Here is a 22005-nt window from a genome sequence, read left to right as displayed (position 1 = left end):
TATATTAAGCCTCTTCGTCTTCCTTGATGAAAGCAGCAGCTTTAGCTGCGTTGATAGCTTCTTCGTCAGACTTGTCGAGTCTAGCTTTCACTGATTTCTTCTTGCCTTTGTTGGCAGGAGCTTCACCAGCAGCTTCCATATCGATCTTTTCAGCTTTTCTTTCTTCCAAACCTTCGATCATTGCAGCGCAGCAAGCATCCAAGATAACTTCTACAGATTTAGTAGCGTCATCGTTAGCAGGAATTACGAAGTCGATGTTTGTAGGATCAGAGTTAGTATCAACGATACCGAACACAGGGATACCCAAACGGTTAGCTTCGCGAACTGCGATGTTTTCTTTCATCACGTCAATAACGAACAAAGCAGATGGCAGACGAGTCAGGTCAGCGATAGAGCCCAAAGTCTTGTCCAATTTTGCACGTTGACGAGAGATCTGAAGGATTTCTCTCTTAGAAAGGTTAGCATAAGTACCATCGTTAGTCAATTTATCGATAGTAGCCATTTTCTTCACAGCCTTACGGATAGTCGGGAAGTTGGTCAACATACCACCCGGCCAGCGTTCGATTACATAAGGCATATTAACAGATTGAGCTTTCTCAGCTACAACTTGTTTCGCTTGTTTTTTAGTAGCAACAAAAAGAACTTTCTTGCCGGATTTGGCAATCTGTTTCAAAGCTTCAGCAGCTTCGTCTACTTTTGCAACTGTTTTGTGGAGGTCAATGATGTGAATACCATTGCGTTCCATGAAAATATAAGGAGCCATTGCAGGATTCCACTTTCTCTTAAGGTGTCCGAAGTGGCAACCAGCTTCCAATAATGTATCAAAATTTGTTCTTGACATCTTGTTTTTCTTTAAATCGTTTACTTTCTTTTTTGTTTTTTCTAAACCAACCGCCGGGTAGTCCGCAAGCAGAGTCCCAGTAGTTTAGATACTAAACATATTCCTCTGTCAGGCAACCCATTAACGCTTGCTGAACTGGAATCTTCTACGAGCTTTCGGCTGTCCCGGTTTCTTACGTTCAACAGAACGCGGGTCGCGAGTCATGAAGCCTTCAGCACGAAGAGCAGCTTTGTCTTCAGCGTTGATTTTCACCAGTGCACGGGCGATTGCCAGACGCAAAGCCTGAGACTGACCTGTGAAACCACCACCACACAAGTTAACCTTGATGTCATACTTCTCAGCAGCACCAATCTTGTTCAATGGTTGTTTTACAACATACTGAAGAATAGTTGATGGAAAGTACTCTGCAAGGTCTCTCTTGTTAATAGTAATCTTTCCTGTACCTTCGCTTACGAATATGCGTGCGATAGCACGTTTACGTCTGCCTAATGCATTTACTACTTCCATTATATCTTATTTATATGAATTAATATCAATCATTTTCGGGCTTTGAGCTTCGTGCTTGTGTTCGCTACCAGCGTAAACATACAAGTTGTTCAGCAATTTAGCTCCCAGAATGTTCTTAGGAAGCATCCCCTTCACTACTTTTTTCAGTAATCTCTCTTCACCGTTCGGTTTAGCGATCAAACGGGCAGGAGTCATTTCTCTCTGACCACCGGGATAACCAGTATATGACAAATACACTCTGTCATTCCATTTGTTACCAGTCAGTTTTACTTTGTCTGCATTGATGATGATAACGTTATCACCGCAGTCTACGTGAGGAGTAAAGTTCGGTTTGTACTTTCCTCTCAGCAATTTTGCAACTTTTGCTCCCAGACGACCTAAAGTCTGGTCTGTAGCGTCAACAATAACCCATTCTTTGGTTACGGTTGCCTTGTTTGCAGAAATGGTCTTGTAACTTAAAGTATCCACTCTTAAATTTGTTTTTAAATGTTACTACTAAAATTTCTTCACCACTTATTAGTCCTCCCCGGACAAAGGACGACTAACTCGCTATGAATTAATCTCTTATCATTTTGTGATAATAATCGGCTTGCAAAAGTACGGCTTTTCTTTGAATTGGCAAACAAATTCTTCCTTTTTTTGGATTTATTCGGTTGAATGACAAGGAGTAGATAATAAGGTATACAAAAGTCCGGCACCGGGAAAGACACCGTTCGGCACCGGGGAAGGCATGGTTCTCCACCGAAGAACACAGGCTCCGGCACCGAGGAAAAAAGTACAATTTCCACCCCTTCCACAAGCCCTCTGTCGGGTATCGGGATAAAATCAAAAAGCTTTTAGACGAATTCAAAAGCTTTATACCTGTTTCCATAAAGAATAAAAGACATAATTCAACGACCGAATGCAAGAATTACGATAAATTAGCGGCAAAATTTCAAAGTCAAGACTCAATGCTAATCTAACCATTAAAAACATGAGAAGAATTTTATTTCTAATCGCAGGGATCGGTCTTTCACTGACACTGCATGCGCAACAAAAGAATTTTTCAACCAAGGATCACGGTTTTGTACATAGCGCATCCAAACAATACGAATGGCCTACTGATCCTAAAGTACTAAAGAAACTGGACGAATGGCAAGACCGTAAGTTCGGAATTATGTTCCACTGGGGCGTCTACTCCGTTCCCGGAATCTCGGAATCATGGGCACTTTGCTCGGAAGACAAATTTACGGCACGACGTAAGAGGATTCGTCCGGGCACAACCTATGGAGATTTCAAGAAATGGTATTGGGGACTTGCAGATTCCTTTAATCCTACCAAGTTTGAACCTTCCGAATGGGCTTCCATTATGAAAGACGCCGGTTTCAAATACCTTATATTTACGACCAAGCATCATGACGGATTTTGTATGTTCGACTCCAAATACACTGATTACAATATTGCTAAAGGTCCTTACAAAGATGGGAAGTATAGTAATGTTGCCTATCACTTGTTCGACGCATTCAGACAAGAGGGATTTATGATAGGCGCTTATTTTTCCAAGCCGGACTGGCACTGCGAGGATTATTGGGATCCATATCTGTCCACCCCGACACGAAATCCGAATTACGATATCAAAAAATATCCGGAGAAATGGGCTAAATATCAGCAATACACAGCCAACCAAATCGATGAATTGATGTCTAACTATGGTAGCATAGACATCCTCTGGTTGGATGGAGGCTGGGTAAGAAAGCCTCAACAGAGCATCAAACTGGATGAAATCGTTGATAATGCCCGCAAAAAACAGCCCGGTCTGATTGTCGCAGACAGGACTGTCCCCGGACGAAACGAAAACTATCAGACACCGGAACTTACTATTCCCAAGACCCAGCTAAATCATCCCTGGGAAAGCTGTATCACCATCAGCAATAGCTGGGGATGGAATCCTAAGCCAAAGCTTAAATCTGCAGCATGGGTTATCAACACCTTAGCAGAGGTCACTGCTAAAGGTGGATGTCTAGCCCTGAATGTAGGACCAACGGGAGAAGGCGTCATCGAAGAGGAAGTCATAAAATGCCTGAAGACCATAGGAGCATGGTTAAAGAAAAACGGCACAGCTATCTATGCGACACGCCCCACTCCTAACTACCATAGTGGAAATGTATGGTTCACAGCCAACAAAGACAAGAAGACTTTGTACGCCATCTATACCCTGCCCGAAGGAGAAGATTTGCCGTCAACCATCGAATGGGAAGGTAACGAACCCACCGGGAAGATGACATTGTTACAGAATGGAGCACGAGTGAAATACACTTGTGAGAACGGTAAAGTAACAGTTACACTGCCTAAAGACTTAAAAAAAGAAGCTTTGGCATTCAGTTTCAAAGTCAAACAACAATAGGTATCTATTACAACTACCACAAATACAAATATTCAATCACTCATAATAGATAAATCCTAAAGGTTTTTACATAAATTCTAAAGCCCATTATCAGTTTTCAAATAAAGGAAAGACAATAGGGAAACAACATTTATACGAAAGGCCCATACCTTTGCCATAGATTCTTAACTCAGAAAACAACGAATAGAATTGATATGAAAAACATTCAAAGAATTCTCTTTTTTGCGGTTTGTCTTTGCACCGCATTTACGGTTCAAGCCCAAAGCCTGACGGTCACCGGAAAGGTGATTGATGCGGAAGGTTTGGAAGTCATTGGAGCCAACATTACCCTCAAAGGTGCTTCCGGTGTCGGTTCAATCAGTGATTTAAGCGGAAATTACAGGCTGAAAGTCGACAATGCCGCCAAGGCTATCCTTGTATTTTCTTATATAGGAATGAAAACACAAGAAGTCCTCGTTAAAGGGAAAGCGGTCATCAACGTGACGCTGCAAAGTGATGCGAAAGCATTGGATGAAGTGGTAGTAGTAGGTTATGGAACAAGCAAGCGCAGTGACCTGACAGGCTCCGTCGTTTCCGTAAAGAGTGAAGACCTAATGAAAATGCCTACCTCCGATGTCGCCCAAGCATTGGCGGGAAGAGTGGCAGGTGTGCAAATCACGCAAAGCGAAGGAGCCCCCGGTTCTGAAATATCCATTCGTGTACGTGGAGGTATTTCCATTACCCAAAGCAACGACCCCCTTTATATCATCGACGGCTTCCCCAGCGAAGACGGGATGTCAACTCTCGACCCAGCGGAAATCGAAACCATTGATATCCTGAAGGACGCTTCGGCAACAGCCATTTACGGTGCACGCGGAGCAAACGGAGTAGTAGTCATTACCACCAAGAAAGGAAACAAGGACGATAGTAAAATGTCGGTCAGCTTTGACAGCTATGTCGGTGTAAAGACATTGGCGCGTAAGCTTCCGGTACTCTCCACCAAAGAGTTTGTATTGCTCGACTATGAACGCAGATTACAGTTTGACGGCGAATCCGGAGTAAAAAACTTCCAAAACACATACGGTTCATTCCTCGACATTGACGAAAACTACGGAAGCCGTCCCGGCATTGACTGGCAAGAAGAGACTTTAGGCAGGACAACGACTTCACAAAACTACCGTATCAACATATCCGGTGGCAACAAAGACTTGAAATATTCTCTTAACTACAGTTATTTCAAGGATCTCGGGGCAATGGTATATAGCGGTAGCGACAAGCACAACATATCATTCAGCATTTCCCACAAATCCACCAAGCGCCTTTCCATCAATGCACGTGTGAATTATAACCAATCTCGTATTTATGGTATGGGAACTTCCGAAGAATCCACCCGCTTTAATAAGATGGAACATATTCTCCAGTATCGTCCCACAGCCGGTATATATAAAAGCGATGAGGACTTTCGGAATAGCGAAGATACCATAGAGGACGACGACTCCAACCCGATGCAGAACCCGTTGATTTCCGCATCGGAAGAAATCAATAACAAGCAATTGCGTACCTTTCAAGCAAACGGAGGACTAACGTTTAAGATATTCAAAGGCCTGACGTTCCGCAACAATACCGGAATGCGTTACCAGACGGTACGTAATGACATTTTTTATGGCGAGCGTTCCAGTTTCGGTAAACGTTCCAACGCCAACGGCTACATCCAATATGCGGAAAACAGCAGTTTCCAGACTTCCAACGTACTTAACTACGAATACAAAAGGAAGAAACACAAATTAATCGCCATGCTCGGACAGGAATGGGTATCACGCCGGACACGTAATATGAGAGCGAGCGCTACCAATTTCCCTAACAACGATATCAACCTGAATGATATGGGCTTGGGAATTCCCGGCTCCATCACTTCCAACTTCAACGACGACGACAAGCTGTTGTCTTTCTTCACACGGTTCAATTATAATATAGGAGAGAAATACCTGTTCACAGCCACCCTGCGCGCGGACGGTTCTTCCAAGTTCAGCGCAGACAAGAAGTGGGGATTCTTCCCCTCTTTCTCAGCGGCATGGCGTATGGGGGAAGAAGAATTTATCAAGAAACTAGGCATATTCTCCGATCTGAAACTACGCGCAGGATACGGTATGGCAGGAAACAACCGCATTGGCAGCTACGCTTCTTTGGAACTTCTGAATTCCATAAAGTATCCCAACGGTGAAAATTACACACCGGGATATGTGCCGGCCTCCATTCCGAATGAATATCTGCAATGGGAATCGAATAATACGTTCAATCTCGGAATAGACCTTGGATTCCTCGAACAGCGACTCACCATCTCGCCGGAATTCTATGTCAACCAAAGTACACACCTGCTTTTAAACTCACGTATCCCCAGTTCTTCCGGTTACAGCAACATGGTACGCAACATCGGAAAAACACAGAATGTAGGTGTAGACCTGACAATCAGCTCCGTCAATATCCAGAAAAGGAACTTTACCTGGAACACCAGCCTGAACCTTTCCCACAATAAGAACAAAATCAAAGCCCTCTCCGGTGAAGAGTTCTTCTTGGAAGAAGCAAAATTCGGATATAACCAGAAGACCCATAAAATAGAAGTAGGCAAACCCATCGGGCAGTTCTACGGATATCGTACTTTGGGACTCTACCAGATAGAAGATTTCAATTACGACCCGAACACAAAGAAATATACCCTGAAAGAAGGCATTCCATACAGAGGTTCACGCAATGATATACAGCCAGGTATGTGGAAATTCGCCGATACGGATCATAATAATGTAATCGATGAGAATGACCAGACAGTCATAGGCAACGCCAACCCCACCTTCTATGGTGGATTAAACAACTCTTTCACGTACAAAAACTTTGATCTGAGTGTGTTCTTCACTTTCTCATACGGTGGAGAAGTACTGAATGCCACGAAACTGACCAATACACAAGCCGGAAAATCCAACTATAACGTACTGGATGTCGCCAATAGCCATAAACGCTGGATGACCATCAACGCCAATGGAGATATCATCACCGACCCAGCGGAACTTGCAGCGTTGAATGCAGGCAAAAGCGTAGCAGCCGTTTACGATATGGAACAAGGAGATACCTACATCCATTCATGGGCTGTAGAAGACGCGTCCTACCTTCGTCTGAGTAATATAACCATCGGATATAACTTCCCCAGACAATGGATACGGAAAGCGTCCATCCAGAAACTCCGCCTATACGCCACAGGCAGCAACCTGTTCGTATGGACTCCCTACACCGGATTCGATCCGGAAGTATCTACCAAAGGAAACAACTTAACCCCCGGCGTAGACTTCGGAGCTTATCCGAGAAGCCGTAGCTTCGTATTCGGTCTGAACATAACATTCTAATTCATTCAAAAACAAGATAAGATGAAAAGCTGTAATACCTATATTTATATATTAAGTCTCTTGCTGGCAGGCGGACTATCCACCACATCCTGCTCCGACCTATTGACGGAAGACCCGAGTTCCTATTACGAAAAGAAAGAAATATTTGCCAGTGAAGAGAAAGCGGCAATGGCGGTCGTCGGGGTATACGATGAACTTCCGACACTTTACAGTTATATGGATATGGCATTTCCATGTTCGGACGATACTTACTATGTATCCGGCTTAACCGCCGACAAAGGACGACGCGACATCGCCCATTATAAACTGACCAGCTCCAACACGTGGGTAAATAGTGTATGGCAAGGCAATTATACCGGAATCGAACGTGCCAACTATACCATCGAAGGAATCGAGGGTATGGAGAATTACGAGGGAGATGAAGGTTTGCAGTCACTGGTTGCGGAAGCAAAATTTCTGAGAGCGTTGTATGCTTTCAACCTTGTGCGCTATTGGGGAGACGTGCCGTTCAAAACGACCTCTACCAATGTGAATAAAGATATTTATCAGCCACGTGTCAGCCGTGAACTCATCTACGACCAGATGATCGATGACCTGAACTTCGCCAAAAATCATCTCCCTTGGGCTACCGCAGCCACCAGCCCCGAAAAAGCGACCCAGGGTGCTGCCCGTGCACTTCTGATGCGTGTCCTGCTCCAACGTGCCGGTTATAGTCTGCAAATGGACGGAAGCATAACCCGCCCCGATGACGCGAAACGCAAGGAATACTTCGAAGACGTTATTGAAGAATGGAAAGCCTTTCAGGAGAACAAATACCACGATTTCTATCCCGGCGGTTATACGGAGCTGTTCAAAGGCTTTTCCGCCGGAACGATTGACTCCAAAGAAAGCCTGTTTGAAGTAGCGTTCTATAGTGCCGACGGGAAGAGCGGAGCCAAAGGATATTGGGGAACCTATATCGGACCATCCGTAGCGCAGCCCAGTATCAAAGTGACGGAAGTAAGTCATTTCATGGGACGTGCCAGCGCCATGTTCCGTGCAGTGCCCGAATGGAGAGATTTCTTTGATGTGCAGGAAGAAGACGAGGATGGTAATATCATCAAAGGTGACGAACGCCGTGACGTGATGATTTGCAACTACAAATTCACTTGGGATAAAGAGGCATACAATCACAAGAAAGTAGTCAATAAAAGCGGAAAAGACTGGTATCCGGGCAAATGGCGCCGTGAATGGATGCCTATCGGATACAAAGACCCGAACGTGACCGATGTCAACTTCTGCTACCTGCGCTATGCCGACGTAGTATTGATGGCTGCCGAAGCCTATAACGAGACAGAAAACACCGCCGAAGCCTGGAAGCTGCTCAATAGTGTGCGCAAACGTGCCGGTGCGCGGGAAATCACAACGGAGAACTATCAGGAACTGATGAAAGAGAAAGTCTACAAGCTACGGTTTATTTCCGACAGCGATGATGCAGGCAAGTTCCGTACGGCATTATTTTGGGAGCGTGGCTTTGAGTTAGCTTTTGAAGGACAACGCAAATACGACCTTATCCGTTGGGGCATTATCAAAGATGCCTTGTCGCTGTTTGGCAACCGTTCGGAAGTGAACACAAGTACCACAACCGCCTACCCTGCCGGAGAGAATTTCCAAAAAGGAAAGCACGAACTGTTCCCAATCCCATTGGATGAATTGCAATTGAACCCGCTGTTAGAAAATAAGAACAACCCTAATTATTAATAGTACCATGAAAAGATCAGTTAGCACCATACTATTCTGCTGCCTGGCGGCAATCTCCGGAATGCAGGCACAGCAAAAGTCCGCACGGATCAAGTTGAACGAGGTAACTCTCATGCACGAGATGCGCTCCACCCCATCCCCGCTGGACAAAGCGACGGTAAACGACCGTGCCGTTTCGTTCCAATGGCCGCTTCATGCAGATGTAGATACTTCCGAAGAGGTATTGGACGGAATGAAATCCACCAAGAAGAAAATAGACAAGGCGCAATTGAAATACCAGTTACGCTATTCACAGGATGCAGCTATGAAGAGCAATGTTGTGCAGGTGGAAAGCCGTTGGCCTTTCTTTAACCCGAAAAAGGATCTGGACGCCGGTGTATGGTATTGGCAGTACGGATATGTAGAAGACGGAAATACTTTATGGTCTCCTGTCCTGCAATTCACCGTCAAAGCCAATCCGGACAAATTCTGTCCGCCATCATTCAAGACGATGCAGACACGTTTGCCTAAGAATCATCCGCGCATCCTGGTACAGAAAGATAAATGGACGGACTTTATGAACAACAGCAAGTCCAAGCCCGAACATCAATGGTATCTGGAACGTGCAGACAAGGTTCTGACAATTCCGATGCAATCCGTTAATGACATCAAAGCCGACCTTGCCAAAGGACTGAAGAGCGAGATGCAGCGCAGCGCCATGCTAACCCGTGAAAGCCGCCGCATCATCGACAAAGAAGAGGGTAACGTGGAACTCCTGATACGCGCCTACCTGCTGACCAAAGATACCCGTTACAGCAAAGAGGCTATCAAACGCATCATGGAAATGCTTAGTTGGGATAAAAACAAAAACGTGATGGGGGACTTCAATGCCGCTACTATGCTTTCACTCAGTTCACTGGCATACGACTCATTCTATGATCTGCTGACCGGGCCGCAAAAACAGAATTTATTGAAAGAAATAAAAAGACGCGGAAGTGAGTTCTATGCGAACTTCAACAACCGGCTGGAGAACCATATTGCTGACAACCATGTCTGGCAAATGACACTTCGCATTTTCACATTCGCCGCATTCAGCGTGTATGGTGATCTTCCCGAAGCAACGGTATGGGCGGATTACTGTTACAATGTATGGCTGGCACGATTCCCCGGTCTGAACAAGGACGGTGCCTGGCACAATGGCGACAGTTATTTCGCTGTCAACTTCCGCACACTCATCGAAGTTCCTTACTTTTACAGTACCGTTACCGGTTTCGATTTCTTCAGTGATCCATGGTATCAAGGTTCTGTCATGTACACCATGTACCAGCAACCTCCTTTTTCCAAATCCGGAGGAAACGGTAGCGGACATCAAGGCAACCTAAAACCGAATTCGATTCGTGTAGGCTATCTGGACGCATTGGCACGACTAACCGGCAATACATACGCAGCCGATTATGTACGTCGCGTCGCCACTACTCCCGACTATCACAAGCGTCTTATAACCGTAAAATCCGGTAGCCTGGCATGGTTCCGTCTCCAATGTGACAAACCTTTGCCGACAGGAGAAGGACTCACCTCACTCCCGATGGGATATGTCTTTCCTCAGAGCGGTCTTGCCTCTTTCATGACCAACTGGGATCGCGTAGGCAGCAACGCCATGTTCAGCTTCCGCAGCAGTCCTTACGGCAGCACGTCACACGCCATAGCCAACCAAAATGCGTTCAACACCTTTTTCGGAGGAAACTCGCTCTTCTACAGCAGCGGTCATCACATCGCCTTTGTAGACAAGCATAGTATCCTTTGCCACCGTTCCACCCGCGCTCACAACACAATCCTCGTGAATGGTATGGGGCAGCGTATCGGTACAGAGGGTTATGGCTGGATTCCACGCTATTATGTAGGCGAGAAAATCGGCTATGTGCTCGGTGACGCTTCCAATGCGTACGGAAAAGAGGTTTCCCCCCTTTGGCTGGAACGTGGCAAAGAGGGCGGCATTGAATATACTCCCGCCAACGGCTGGGACGAGAATCATCTGAAAACTTTCAGACGACATACGGTTGCTTTAGGCAAATCGGGACTGATGTTTATCTACGACGAACTGGAAGCGGACAAGCCTGTCACTTGGGATTATCTGTTGCACACAGTCATCAAGCCGATGAGTGTTACCAAGAAAGATAAGTTCGTACACATACAGGCCACCAACAAGAACGGCGCTTCCGACGCTTACCTCTTTTCAAGCGGTGCATTGAAAACGGATACCACCAGTCAGTTCTTCGTTCCCGCCGTCAACTGGCTACGGGCGGATGCAAACGGCAAGTTCGCTCCTTACCCCAACCACTGGCACTTCAAGGCTACTTCCGAAAAGAAACAAATATATCGTTTCGCAACGGTCATCAACACACATGCGCTGAACAAGCCTGCCGCCGACCCGCAGATACTGCCCGACGGACGTATCAAGATAGGTAGCTGGATTATCAAAGTGAACATATCATCAGAAGGCACTCCGTCTTTCTTCATCCGTTCCACCCGAAAAGGGGAAGATGTGAACATTACTTATAAAGGCGGAGCTACCATCGTACGCGAAGACGGTTACGAAACGACTTTAGTAGACAAATTGCCTGAACTGGAAATCTAAAAACAACCTGAAAGATATGAAAACAAAAAGATACTTGGTACAAGGCTTCCTGTTGCTACTTTGCTCTCTGACAGCAATGGCGGGTTCTCCGTCTGAAGGAACACAACACCCGCAGGAACCGCAGAAACAAAACGGGAAACGCCCGCGCATACAGACATCGGCGAGCGAAAAAGAAATCGTATTCAAGCCCGTTACCGGACAAGGGCAAACAGTTGTGAACGATTCTCCTAAGAAAAAGGAAGCGAAAAAAGAGTCCCGGCAACCTAAGACTAAAGTCTCTCGGCAACGCAAAGTTTCCGAACGTTATATGGCACTCAAAACGAATATTGCCTACGATGCCATTGCTGTGCCGAACCTTGCATTCGAAATACAGTGCAGCAAACATATTTCCGTTGAACTGCCCGTCATGTTCAGTGGCTGGGATATCAGTAGCGAACACGCAGTCCGTACCTTCGCTATCCAGCCCGAAGGACGCTGGTGGTTGAAAAAAGCCAGAACAGGCCATTTCTTCGGAGTACACGCCCACATGGCATTCTTCAATGTGAAATGGGACGAGAACCGTTATCAGGATACCGGCCGCCCACTATTGGGAGCAGGTGTAAGTTATGGATATAAGCTTCCCTTATCCCGCCATTGGGGAGCGGAGTTTACCTTAGGCGCCGGATATGCCAATATGAAGTACAACACCTATTATAATATAGACAACGGAGCTCAAATAGAAACCCGAAGCCGTAACTATTGGGGAATTACCCGTCTCGGTTTGTCATTGTCTTATCACTTTTAAGCCAGTTCGATTATGAAAAGAAATACATATACCTCTATTATTCGTACGCTGGGTTGCCTGCTGTTATTGCCGGTATTTGCAAGTAGCTGTATTCATGAAGATCCGGAGCTGACGGCTGACGGAGAAATCGGAGTAGACCCTACCGCTGTCAATATCATGACCAACCTGATTTTGGAAACACCCTTCGACCCGATAGACATCAGCCGCAACACCCGTGCGGAAGAAGAAACTGAATTCCTGCATCGTTTCACGGTTTCTGCCTATGAGGGTACACAGAAAGTAGCGTCGCAAGTTATTTTCCAAAAGGTGCAGACAGGAGAAACCACCATCAGCATACCCGTCAGACTGAAGCTCCACGCCCGCAAGTATCAGATTGCCGTATGGGCGGACTATACAGGTAAAACAGGAGACACTTACCAACTCTTCTACAATGCGGAAGACAAAGGATTTATCATGCGAGCCACTCCTTATAAAGCCAACTCCAAGTATTATGACGCTTTTTACGGAAGCACTTCGCTGGATTTAAGCGCCTATCGTGACCAATGGAATGTCACCGTGCCGACAGATATCGAAATGATCCGTCCGATGGCACGCTACAACCTGATAGCCACAGATGTCGAAAAGTTCCTACAGAAAGTGGACAAGAAAGAAATCACGGGAAAGAAGTTTACTATTACCGTGAAGTACAACTACTATCTGCCCACCGCATTCGATGCACTCACCGGAAAGTTGAAGCGTTCCCTGCAATATATGGAATATAACAAGACGGTTGAACTAGCAACACTACGAGGATTAGAGAACAAGGACGAGTTCACTATCGGATTCGACTATCTGCTCATCAATAACGAGAGCACAGCTTCTGTCCCGGTGACTATCGAGATAACCAATGAGAGCAAGAAAGTCGTGGCACGCTACCAAAATCTGAAAATACCCTATGAACGGAACAAGGAGACCAATATACGGGGACACTTTATGACCGCCAGTCCGGGTATTGATTTCGATCCTGACTTTGAGGACGAGGACATCATTATCGATGTTACTCCCATCACTCCAACCGAATAATAATTATAATACACTTTAATCATTACCATTATGAAAAAGAACTTTATTTATTTCGCAATCACGCTGCTCATGGGGCTGTTTGCCGCATGTAGCCAAGAAGAAGCTCCGGGAGCTTCAAGTAGCTCTAACAATTTAGTCAACATCTCGGCTGAATTACCCTCTGAATTTGCACAAACACGTGCTATCCCCGAAGTGACCGACCACTACCTGCGTTGTATCCTCGAAATCAGCGATGCAGATGGTAATCAGGTCTATCGGGAAGAAAAATTAGGAACCGAAGCCACTAACGGAAAGCTTTCTTTCACCTTTGCACTCGAAAACGCCGGGACTTATAATTATATGATGTGGGCGGACTTTATCCCCGCTGAGGGACAAAGCAAAGACCAAGTAACCGGACGCTACGCCGACAAGTTCTACAATACGGAAGACCTTACCAAAGTCACAATCAAAGATGCAAGCCTGCTCTACAATAGTGACGCTTGCGACGCTTTCTCCGGTCAAGGTTCTTTTGAAAAGAGCCAAGCTTCTTTAGAGAACCCGCTGAATGTCACCCTGACCCGCCCGTTCGCCAAACTGATTGTTTCGGACAAGAGCAAGGCAAACTTCGACAAATGCCAGACAGTAGCTGTCAGCCAGAAGATTCCAGCCGCTTTTAATGTTTCAACAGGCAAGGTTTCTACGGAGATGATTGACGCCATCATGTCAGCTACCGAACCAATCGGAACAGGCGAGACTGCCGGTGAGACAACCGATTTGCAACTTTTCTCTTGTTATGTCTTCGCAGAAGACGATGTTTTAGGAGAAATAGCCCTGACTTTTGTAACAGAGGACGGCGGACGCACCGTTGCTATCCCCGCCAATGTGCCTGTCAAGAAGAATACACGTACACAAGTCAGAGGATATTTCATAGCGGAATCTTCTGCAAACACACAAATTGATACAGACTTCGGAGAATGGAATCCGGACATAGACGGTGGAGACCTCGAGCCTGTCGTACCGACAGTAAATCCGGAAATTGGTGATTTCTATTATAAAGACGGTACATATTCCGCAGAATTGAAAGAGGATGCAGAGAATCCGTGTGTCGGTATCGTATTCGCAACAACACCATTGGATGGAGATGTAGCATCTAACTACGGTAGCGAATATACGGCTATTAAAGGATATGTAGTCGCACTGGAAAGCGCACCGACTAATACACGTCTGGAATTTTGTGCTAAAGGTAGTGATATTGATTTCACAGGAATGGAGTTAAACAAAACTGGATATGAAAATACAAAGGCGTTTTTTGCAGATGAACGTTATACCAATAATACAGACAAATATCCCGTAATTGAGAAATACCTTGCTTTCAAAACAAATACGCCTACTCCTGAAAAGTCAAGCGGATGGTACATACCTTCCATCAATCAATTAAAAGAAATGACAATCGGATATTATGGTTTCGAAGAGACTGCTAAAAACGAGACATTTGTCAATGCCATAAACGCAATAGAAGGCGCTAACCTATTTGTTCATACCACAACATCGGCACGCTACTTACTTTCCAGCAGTGTCAGCAACAAATCCATCAGTCCTATCACACTTACTAATAATGTATTGGACGCTAATACCAAAATTCAGCCCATTTTCAACACAGCCCCCGACAAAGCCGGTGTACAAGGACAAATCCGTCCTATCCTCACCATTTTAGAATAAACAGTCAAAAGCGAACACAATAATCAAGTCAAGATAAGCAAGGCCCCCCAATGCCTTGCTTATCCTTTACTTCTTTTCATTCACTTTTTATCAAACCATCTTATGAAAACATACTTCCGCTTCCGGGACCTCTTTTACGTCCTTATCTGTTCAGGGATATTAGCTACCTCATGCAGCGATGATTCCCTCCCCATGACAGACAACAAAGAAATAGCCGACAGTACCGAATCTCCCGATGCATGGCACGACAAGATTCGCGAGAAGCCATACCCCAAAGCGGACAATGAAATATTCATTAACCCTGCCCCGTTCATCGTGCCCCAAGATATGATGACCGGAGAGCAGCTTCAATTTTCCCTCTCACAAAAAGAAGACTTTCCGGATGCGGAAACCATCGTGTCCGAACCAAAGCCGTGGTGTATGTTCAATCCACACCAAATAATGAACAGCGGTACCTGGTACTGGCGTTTCCGTTCCATCGTCTCCGGCACGCCACAGTCCTGGAGCGCTACCTACTCATTCGAGATAAAGGATGACACTCCTAAATTTGTAACACCGACTTTCGATACATTCTTTCTTAATATCCCCCACACCCATCCCCGTTTATACTGTTTTCTGGACAACTACTTGGAACAGGCACGCAAAAACGCCTCCAAGCACCGGGAATATAAGGCTCTGACCGGACGTGCCAATACCGCAGCAGGGATCGATTATACTACCGCCTATCCCAACCCGTTCGACTTTGAGAGCACCGAAGACATAAAGCTCCATGTAGATATGCTCTATCAAGCCTATCATCTGACGCAGAATACAAAGTATCTGGACAAGATGAAAGAGATTCTAAGATATATGCGACAAAAGCTTCCAAGTCTCACCGATAAAGAGCTGTTCGCAACCAACTTCGGCTCCACCAACATTGCCATTATCTTTATCGAAATATACGACATCGCTTTCAACGAGCTTTCCGCAGAGGAGAAAAGAGATATTGAAGAGCTATTGATGAAGATTGCCCGCCACTATTATAAGATGTATCGGGGAATGCAGGAAAACCGCTTCTTCGATAACCACTTCTGGCAACACAATATGCGCATTCTCTTCCAGTCCGCACTCGTCCTGTTCGACAAAGACGCATATACGGAAGAATGTTCCGAAATGCTTGAATATTATTACGAGCTTTGGACAGCCCGCGCTCCGGACGCCGGATACAACCGTAGCGGGCTTTGGAAAAACGGTGTGGGATACTTCACCGCCAATGTGAAAACTCTTTTTTATATGCCGTCGCTGTTTTCCACACTGACAGGCAGTAATTTCCTTACTCATCCGTGGTATCGGAATGCCGGTCAGGCACTTGTATACGCCTGGCCTCCTCAATCCAAGAGCACCAGCTTCGGAGACGGCAACGAGAAAGCAAGTACCCCCGACCGGCAACGGGTAGCTTTCGCCGACTTCCTCGCACGGGAGACGGGGGACGCATACGCCTCTTGGTATGCCAAGCAATGCGACGAGACATTAGTCACAGACGTAGATATGCGTCTGTATCGTATGATCAGTCCGAAAATTTATTCGGGAGAGGAGTTGCCGTCTTATTCTCCCAAGTTACTATGGTATAAAGATGCAGGAGAGGTGGCCATCCACTCGGACTTACAGCATATAAACAATAACCTCTCACTCGCTTTCCGTTCGAGTACATTCGGGTCCAACAGCCATGCCGTTGCCGATCAGAACAGTTTCACCTTGCTCTATCGAGGTCATGACGTATTCCGAAACGGCGGCTATTACATCGGAGCCAACAACACTCCCTACAATCTGCTGTGGTATCGGCACACGCGCGGTCATAACAGCATTCTGGTGAATGGTATCGGACAACCTTATTCCTTGACGGGATACGGACAAGTACTGAGGGCCATAGGCGGAAATCACATCGCTTATTGTCTAGGAGACGCATCGAAAGCCTATAACGGTATCAGTGAAGAGAAGTCTTGGACCGATTTATTCGCAAGCGCAGGCATTGCTCAAACTCCGGAAAACGGTTTCGGTAAAACTCCGTTGAAAAAATACAAACGTCACATACTGGTACTTTATCCGCAGACCATGCTCATCTACGACGAACTGGAAGCAAACGAGCCTGTACAATGGGAATGGCTGTTGCATAGTCCCACCCCATTCTCTATAGACAACACCCGCAAAAGTTGGAAGACAGCAAATACGGAAAAAGGGTTCTATACTAAAGTTTCTCAATTCAGCGACATATCTTCCGATATTTCGCAAACCGACCAGACCATTATACCGATAACGGAAACGCCTGATCCCCAATATCCAACCTTATGGCATTTGACCGGTACTTTCGCGCAAAGCGAACGGAACCGTATATTGACCATTATCCAAATAGCTTCGAATACGGAACAGGTACCCGCAATTACCCGTCAGGGAGATACTTTCTACTGTGGCGACTGGGACATAACAGCTATCCTTAATCCGCAGGAACCGGCAGAATTGATTGTGACTAACCGTAACACTCCTACCGTATTCAGTTATTCTCCGGGTAACCCGACAATCGAAGGAAGCACTTATCTGCGTAGATACGCTTCTTCTTCGCTACTCTATGACGAAACGAACGGGAAATACGGTGTAACGGAACAAACTGACTATATACCGGCTTCCACCCGGATGGCGCAATAACAAATACCATGCAAACGAGCAGGATAAAGCAATATTTCGATACGATGTTTGGCTATTGAATGAAAGATGTTTATCTTTACCTTCGCATTTATCAGTAATCACATTGATTATCCAACGTTTATGAAGAACCGAAATATGCCCGCAAACATCCTGCTCAGCATTTGTCTCTTATGCTGTTTGTCTCTCTGCCAAGCGGCAGCCCATAATTCCAGTCGTATTCATTTCAAACGACTTTCGGTAAACGACGGAATGTCTCAAAGTACTGTTCTTGCCCTGACGCAAGACCATAATGGAAAAATCTGGGTAGGAACAATGGATGGGCTGAATTGGTATGACGGTTACCGATTCGCCCCCTTTCATAAGGATCTGAATGACAGTACCAGCCTCAGCAACAGTCATATATACTCTCTCTACACAGATGCGGACGGCACGGTATGGGTAGGAACTCTGACTGGATTATCGCGATACAATATCGTAGGAAACAACTTCACCAATTATACTTTACCCGAAGGAACGCCTGTACAGATTTTTGCCATTGAGGAACTCAAAGACAAGCAACAGCTTTTGCTTGGCACGAACAACGGACTGGCGGTCTTTGACAAGAAGACCGGACTGATGCAATTACATCCTCACCTGCAAGCAACAACCGTTTATTCCATCCGCAAAGCAAACGACGAGGTTCTGCTGGGTACTCACACCGGTATTTACCATTACCTGCCACAAGATAACTCCATAGTCCGGCTGCTTCCGGAACTGAAAAACGAAGTAATCTCCTCCATCGTCTACGATCCCAGAAAACGTGTCTACTGGATGGGCTCTTTTATAAATGGAGTATATTGCATGGACGACAAATTCCAGATAAAGAAACACTACCCATATACAGACAGACAACAAAAAGAGCCGTTAGGAACTGTACGCACTCTAGCGCAAGACGACAAGGGGAATCTGTGGATCGGAACCATCAACGGGTTGTTTATCCTTGAACCGGAAACCGAAGCAATGGAAAAATACACCTTCTCCCATGAAAACGGAAACTCGCTAGGCCACAACTCCGTACGTTCTCTTCTGAAAGACAATCAAGGCGGCATATGGGTAGGGACATTCTACGGAGGACTGAGCTACTATCATGCTATGGCACCGGCATTTGACACCATGACTTATTCCGCCTATAAAAATTCACTTAGTGACAATACGGTCAGTTGCATTGTAGAAGATCCCTTTACAGGAAACCTATGGATCGGAACCAACGATGGCGGACTAAATGAATATAACCGCCGCACCAACCATTTCTCCGTCTTCCGGGCCAACCGCAAGGATGCACACGCATTGCAGTCGGACAATATCAAATGTGTACTTCCCGACGACGATGGCGTTTATATAGGGAGTCATGGAGGAGGGTTAAGCTATCTGTCCACCCGCACCCGACAAATAAAGAATTACACATTTCCGGGAGCTGTCTCGTTCAACAACAGTTGCTATTCGCTGCTCGACGGACAAGACGGAACTATCTGGGTAGGCGCCATCATCGGATTGTATCAATTCAACAAAAAGACCGGTTCTCTCTCTTTACACCCGCTAGCGCAAAAACATCCGCGCTTAAACAATATGCTCATTTCCGTTCTCTATCGCGACAGCAAGGAGCGGATATGGATTGGCACTGAAGAAAGCCTGTTTGTATATGCCGACGGCAAATTGGAGGAATGGAAAGATGAGACCTCCCGGTTTCCGGCACTGGTACAGGCATTTTGTATCCATGAGGATAGCAATCACCATATCTGGATCGGTTCTTCGGTAGGCCTGTACAAGTCTGACAATACTACTCCCCGACCGCTCACCCGTTATTCCACCTACGACGGACTACCCAACAATTTTATCTATGGTATCCTGGAAGACGGACGGGGACGGCTTTGGATCACTACCAATCACGGACTATCCTGCTTTGACCCGTCGGAACAAACTTTCCTCAATTATAGCGTCAAGGACGGACTCAGCCACAACCAGTTCAATACATACGGAGCGTGCCAGACCAAAGACGGTATTATTTATTTGGGAAGTCTGAAAGGTATCACTTATTTCAACCCCTATCAGTTTGTCGATAACCCCTATTCTCCGAACGCCGTCATTACCGGAGCGACCATCCAGAACCAGCCGGTAACGAATATCAGGGACGGTGTATCCAAATACTTCCAGGCTAGCAACGGAAAACTGCTGGGGATGTCTTTCCCCGCCAACCGGAAGACGTTCAGTATCCGCTTTTCCGTTATCAATTATCTTTCCGGAAGGCGTAATCTCTTCGCCTACCAATTGGAAGGATTTGATGATAACTGGATTTCTTCCGCTCAGGCTATCTCGCAACGAGGTGTCACTTACTCCAATCTTCCACCGGGAAAATACACATTCAGAGTAAAGGCGTGCAACAATAACGGACGATGGAGCCTCACTCCTACCGAGTTTTTCGTTCATATCACTCCCATGTGGTATCAGACGTGGTGGGCAAAGACACTCTACGTCCTACTCACTTTGGGCGGAATCGCTTTCATACTCTACTTCTTTATCGCACGCGCCAAAATGAAAATGCAAGTGCAGATCGAGCATCTGGAACGGATGAAAGTGGAAGAAGTCAGTCAGGAGAAAGTCCGTTTCTATATCAATATGTCTCACGAGCTGCGTACTCCGTTAAGCCTGATACTGGCTCCTCTGGAAGAGCTGGTGGAAGAGAAAAGCAAGTTTGACCTGCAAGAGCAGCAAAAACTTTCGTATATCTACCGGAACGGGCGCAAACTGCTGCATCTCATCAACCAGTTGCTCGACTTCCGTAAAGCGGAATCAGGCGCATTGCCTATTCATGTGGCTATGAATCAGGTAGACAAGCTGGCGAAGAATATCTTTACCATGTTCGAAGAGAATGCGCAGAAACGAAATATCACATACGAATATCAGTCCGACCTGAAGGATGATTTACTCCCGGTAGACAAGATGTACGTAGAGATGATGTTGACCAACCTGTTGTCCAATGCTTTCAAATTCACCCGCAACGGCGGTAAGATAACACTTTCCGTCTGGAGAAAGGAAAACAGCTTCGGATTTAGCGTAAAGGACAATGGAATCGGAATCCCCCAAGATAAACTAGCACGTATCTTTGAGCGGTTCTATCAAGCCAACGAAAGCGTGAAAGGAAGCGGAATCGGACTTTCACTCGTAAAATGTCTGGTTGAAAAACATCACGGAACGATTCAAGTATCCAGCGAACCGGATAAAGGTACAGAGTTTTCCATCGAGCTCCCCGCTGACTTGCATACGTTTGCCGCTACGGAATTGCTCGACCAAGATCAACAGAGAACAGAACGCAGTGACATCACACCGTCTCCATCGCCGACAACCGGCACAATGGTTGAAAGCGAAGAGTTCTCCGAAACAAACGGAATCAACGAAGAGGAAAAAGACACTTCCACCGGAGAAACGACCGAAACAATTCTGTTGGTCGACGACAACAAGGAAATGGTGGACTACCTGAAAAGCAACTTCAAGTCGAAGTACACCACACTGACTGCCGGAAACGGTGAGGAGGCTTTGGCGATTCTCAAGGAACAAAAGGTGGACATCGTGCTTTCCGACGTGATGATGCCTGGCATTGACGGCATTAAGTTGTGCGAACTGATTAAAAAGAATATGCAGACTTGCCATATTCCGGTCATCCTCTTATCGGCCAAAGGTAGCATTGAAGCTCAGACTACCGGTATCCGGACCGGGGCGGACGACTATATCCCCAAACCTTTCTCTATGAGTTTGCTGAAAGGAAAAATCGCGAATATCCTGAAATCCAAACAACGGTTAAGGTATTATTATTCGAATACGATTGATATTGACACGGCAAAAATGACGTCCAACGCACTGGACGAGGAGTTTATGAGCAAAGCGATACAGATCGTGGAAGAGAATATCGATGATGAGAGTTTCACTGCCGATGATTTAGCGGAAAAGCTCTTTATAAGCCGTTCTTCATTGTATCTCAAAATGAACTCCATATCGGGAGAGCCACCCGCCAACTTTATCCGCCGTATCCGTTTCAACAAGGCTTGCAAACTATTGCTTGAGGGACGATATTCAATCTCTGAAATCAGTAACAAGATTGGTTTCAGTTCACCGTCCTATTTCTCGACGAGCTTCAAGAAGTATGTAGGTTGCCTGCCATCGGAGTATGCCAAGAATCAGGGGAAGAATATGGAGCAATAGGACTCGGACAATAGGATATGGACAAAATCAAAAGCTTTTCGATAGGATTCAAAAGTCGGATATTGACTTTCAAACAAGGTCTGCACAAGAGTG

The 22005-nt window shown here is 45.9% G+C and carries 12 protein-coding genes; 9 read left to right on the top strand and 3 right to left on the bottom strand.

Going from position 1 to position 22005, the window contains the following annotated elements; all coding sequences use genetic code 11:
* Window positions 1-4 precede the first annotated feature (4 nt).
* The 3 genes from rpsB to rplM form a co-directional block, all read right to left on the bottom strand.
* The gene (gene rpsB / locus H8S63_RS16610) at window positions 5-841 is read right to left on the bottom strand and encodes a 30S ribosomal protein S2 (RefSeq protein ID WP_007749457.1); all 837 of its coding nucleotides are present in this window, start codon (window positions 839-841) and stop codon (window positions 5-7) included.
* Between the two features lie 120 nt (window positions 842-961).
* Window positions 962-1348 (bottom strand): 30S ribosomal protein S9, encoded by a 387-nt coding sequence (rpsI, locus tag H8S63_RS16605; RefSeq protein WP_005679151.1) that lies wholly within the window; start codon window positions 1346-1348, stop codon window positions 962-964.
* 6 nt (window positions 1349-1354) lie between these two features.
* Window positions 1355-1816 carry a 50S ribosomal protein L13 gene (gene rplM, locus H8S63_RS16600; protein ID WP_007749464.1) on the bottom strand — a complete coding sequence of 154 codons (462 nt, stop codon included), beginning with the start codon at window positions 1814-1816 and terminating at the stop codon, window positions 1355-1357.
* A 505-nt stretch (window positions 1817-2321) separates the two neighbouring features.
* On the opposite strand from rplM, the gene H8S63_RS16595 reads away from it, so the two are divergent.
* The 9 genes from H8S63_RS16595 to H8S63_RS16555 all read left to right on the top strand — a co-directional run bounded on the left by H8S63_RS16595 (window position 2322) and on the right by H8S63_RS16555 (window position 21912).
* The gene (locus tag H8S63_RS16595; RefSeq protein ID WP_186927414.1) at window positions 2322-3731 is read left to right on the top strand and encodes an alpha-L-fucosidase; all 1410 of its coding nucleotides are present in this window, start codon (window positions 2322-2324) and stop codon (window positions 3729-3731) included.
* Between the two features lie 194 nt (window positions 3732-3925).
* Entirely contained in the window at window positions 3926-7102 is a 3177-nt protein-coding gene (locus H8S63_RS16590; RefSeq protein ID WP_186927413.1) for a TonB-dependent receptor, read from the top strand.
* A gap of 21 nt (window positions 7103-7123) precedes the next feature.
* Window positions 7124-8842 carry a RagB/SusD family nutrient uptake outer membrane protein gene (locus H8S63_RS16585; RefSeq protein WP_186927412.1) on the top strand — a complete coding sequence of 573 codons (1719 nt, stop codon included), beginning with the start codon at window positions 7124-7126 and terminating at the stop codon, window positions 8840-8842.
* 7 nt (window positions 8843-8849) lie between these two features.
* Window positions 8850-11456 carry a DUF4962 domain-containing protein gene (locus H8S63_RS16580; protein ID WP_186927411.1) on the top strand — a complete coding sequence of 869 codons (2607 nt, stop codon included), beginning with the start codon at window positions 8850-8852 and terminating at the stop codon, window positions 11454-11456.
* Window positions 11457-11472: 16 nt separating this feature from the next.
* On the top strand, window positions 11473-12240 hold the full coding sequence (locus H8S63_RS16575; RefSeq protein WP_186927410.1) for a DUF3575 domain-containing protein: 768 nt from the start codon (window positions 11473-11475) through the stop codon (window positions 12238-12240).
* A 12-nt stretch (window positions 12241-12252) separates the two neighbouring features.
* The gene (locus H8S63_RS16570; protein ID WP_022275070.1) at window positions 12253-13302 is read left to right on the top strand and encodes a DUF6562 domain-containing protein; all 1050 of its coding nucleotides are present in this window, start codon (window positions 12253-12255) and stop codon (window positions 13300-13302) included.
* A 30-nt stretch (window positions 13303-13332) separates the two neighbouring features.
* The gene (locus tag H8S63_RS16565; protein WP_186927409.1) at window positions 13333-15000 is read left to right on the top strand and encodes a DUF6562 domain-containing protein; all 1668 of its coding nucleotides are present in this window, start codon (window positions 13333-13335) and stop codon (window positions 14998-15000) included.
* 102 nt (window positions 15001-15102) lie between these two features.
* Entirely contained in the window at window positions 15103-17679 is a 2577-nt protein-coding gene (locus H8S63_RS16560; RefSeq protein ID WP_186927408.1) for a DUF4962 domain-containing protein, read from the top strand.
* Window positions 17680-17799: 120 nt separating this feature from the next.
* Window positions 17800-21912 carry a two-component regulator propeller domain-containing protein gene (locus H8S63_RS16555; protein WP_333558401.1) on the top strand — a complete coding sequence of 1371 codons (4113 nt, stop codon included), beginning with the start codon at window positions 17800-17802 and terminating at the stop codon, window positions 21910-21912.
* Window positions 21913-22005: the final 93 nt, after the last annotated feature.

The organism is Bacteroides sp. NSJ-39 (assembly GCF_014287315.1).
GTDB classification, from domain to species: Bacteria; Bacteroidota; Bacteroidia; order Bacteroidales; family Bacteroidaceae; genus Bacteroides; species Bacteroides finegoldii.
The sequence above is the reverse complement of the archived record's forward strand: the minus strand, read 5'-3'. Positions and strand labels throughout refer to the sequence as shown.